At 34.0% G+C, this 2,616-nt stretch carries 3 protein-coding genes; all 3 read left to right on the forward strand.

Annotated features, from left to right (window positions below):
• Positions 1–1,920, forward strand: a 1,920-nt coding sequence (locus D6734_04865) for a GAF domain-containing protein (GenBank protein ID RMF95808.1), incomplete at its 5' end; no start/stop codon positions are given.
• A 25-nt stretch (positions 1,921–1,945) separates the two neighbouring features.
• Complete coding sequence (locus tag D6734_04870; protein ID RMF95809.1) at positions 1,946–2,296, forward strand: response regulator; 351 nt, start codon at positions 1,946–1,948, stop codon at positions 2,294–2,296.
• Entirely contained in the window at positions 2,293–2,520 is a 228-nt protein-coding gene (locus D6734_04875; GenBank protein RMF95810.1) for a hypothetical protein, read from the forward strand. Before D6734_04870 ends, D6734_04875 begins: the two co-directional genes overlap by 4 nt.
• Positions 2,521–2,616 lie beyond the last annotated feature (96 nt).

Consider the following 2,616-nt stretch of genomic DNA (forward strand, 5'->3'; position numbering starts at 1 on the left):
ACAATCTACAAAGCAGAAGAGAATCTCGAGAAACTGAGAAAATTGAATGAAATTGGGAAAATTCTTACAAAGGCAAATTCTGTAGGTGAAGTTTTTCAATTGATTATTGAAAAATCAATTGAGCTTGTACCTTCAAGAGGATGCATCCTGCGAATCTTAAATAACGAAAAAGATCTATTGGAAATTAAAGCCCACCATAACGTTGAAGAAATAGTAAAAAAATATCCGATAGTAAAAAAAGGAGAATTTACTGCCGGTAAAGCTGCAGAAAAAGGGGTTCCATTGTCTCTGAGCAATAGTGAAATCAAGGAAAAAATCGTCGGTGATTTTGAGTTACATTCTTTGGTTTGCATTCCACTTAAAATTGAAGAAAAAGTAGTAGGGACATTATCTCTCTTTGATAAAATTTCACCTTACGGGACAATTGAATCGTCTTTTACTGATAATGACATCAATCTCCTGTCACATCTCACCAATCAGGCGGCAATTATCTTTGAAAAAATGTTTACTTTTGAAAATATGGAAAAAACAACTGAAGAAACGCAAAAAAAGGTCAGGGAACTTACAATTCTCCATGAAATGTCAACTGCCTTACGATTGACAACAAATCTAACAAGAAGGCTATATATGGTTCTTACAGCAGTAACAATGCATAAGGGGCTTGGATTTAATCGAGCTTTTATTTTTATGCTCAATGAAAGGACCAATATGCTTCAAGGAATGCTCGGTGTCGGTCCGGAAAGTGAAGAAGAAGCAATACGAATTTGGAATGAACTGACAACTTCTGATTTCACATTGTCCGATGCCTTGACTTCTGAAGATTACATACATAACCTCTCTGCATCGAAAGTAAATGAAATAGCAAAATCAATTAGAATTGACCTTTCTGACCCTGATGATGTTCTCTCCAAGACCGTCAAAGAAAAAAAACCTTTCAATGTAGTGGGAGAAAGAAATGGTTTGCGTATTAGTAAAGAGATAAAAGAAAAACTTCAGACAGATTGCTTTGCATCGGTCCCGCTAATGGCAAGGGACAAAGTAATTGGAATTCTAATTGCAGATAACAAGTATAATAAAAAGCCAATAACAGAAGATGAGCTAAATTCACTTGCTGTCTTTGCCAATCAGGCCGGATTGGCAATTGAAACTACACGCCTTTATTCCTATCTCGAGGAAACTAACGATGAGCTCAAAAGCCTCCAAAACAAACTCATAGAATCTGAAAAATTCAGAGCGTTAGGTGAAATGGCAGCCAATGTGGCTCATGAAATTAGAAACCCTCTTGTTTCAATAGGTGGTTTTGCCAGACGACTGAAAAAGAAGCTGAAAAATTTTCCAAATGAATTAACATATGTTGATATAATTATTAAAGAGGTTGAGCGGCTCGAAGAAATATTGAAAGGAATATTGACTTTTTCACGAGAACCAATTTTGGATGTAAAAGAAAACAATATCAATGAGCTTATTGACGAAATTGTTACAATGTTTGGGGCAGAATTTGCTGAGAGAAACATATCTATCAAAACAGATTTAGACAATAACATACCTCCCTTCAAATTCGATGAAATCAGAATCAAACAGGCAATAATAAATATAATCAATAATTCGTCACAGGCGATTGGGAAAAATGGAATCATTTCGCTCGATACATACAGAAAGGTAGAAAACGGCCAGGACTTAGTCTGTGTAAGGATTTCAGACACAGGCGGAGGTATTCCTCCAAATATTCTAAACAATATTTTTAATCCTTTCTTCACAACTAAAAATACGGGTATCGGTTTAGGACTTGCAATCACAAAAAAAATAATAGAAAGTCATCATGGAAGTATAAGCATTGAAAACAACTTGGGGAAGGGTATTGTTTTTGAATTCTCTCTTCCTTTTGAAATAAACCAAAAAAATGTGGGTATATCGAAATAAACTCCATTGAAGGAGGTAAAGAGCTATGAAAAAGATTCTCGTAATCGATGATGAAGAAAATATCAGAAACCTTTATCAAGCTGAGCTTTCCGATGAAGGATATGAAGTTATTACAGCAGAAGATGAAGACGATGCCCTTGAATTGTTAAAAACAGAATCACCCGACTTGATTACTCTCGATATTAAATTGAAAAAATCCAATGGTGTCGAGCTATTGAGAAAGATAAAAGAAATAGACAAAAAACTTCCAGTGATTATGTGCACAGCTTACGATGAATATAAACAGGATTTTGGAGTATGGGCTTCAGATGCCTATGTTGTAAAATCATCTGATTTGACAGAATTGAAAGAAGTAATAAAAGAGATTTTGCAATGATGTCAGGCAAATCAGCAGTTTTCTTAATCAGCTTTATTCTCTGCAGCTATTTTCTCGTGAAATATCTAATCTTGATCGTAATCAATTCAAATGAAAAAGGTTTCATAAAGAATACAAAACTTATTTTATCAGTTTTATGGAAAGAGCCGCTCTTTCTTATTGCATATATTGGATTTCTTCTGCTTTTCAACCTTTTGGGTAATTTTTTCATCTCCTTTTTTTGAAAGGACAGATTTTTAAAGTCATCTGAATGATTTTTTCAGTATTAAAAAACATTCTAAAAAAAATGTTGCCAAAAAAAATGCTAAAAAAAGATCGTA

The sequence above is a fragment of the Candidatus Schekmanbacteria bacterium genome, from assembly GCA_003695725.1.
Lineage (GTDB): Bacteria > Schekmanbacteria > GWA2-38-11 > GWA2-38-11 > J061 > J061.

Excerpts from the sequence above, each read along its gene's own strand:
- D6734_04870 (RMF95809.1), top strand. The coding sequence starts at position 1,946 with ATGAAAAAGATTCTCGTAATCGATGATGAAGAAAATATCAGAAACCTT.
- D6734_04875 (RMF95810.1), top strand. The coding sequence starts at position 2,293 with ATGATGTCAGGCAAATCAGCAGTTTTCTTAATCAGCTTTATTCTCTGC.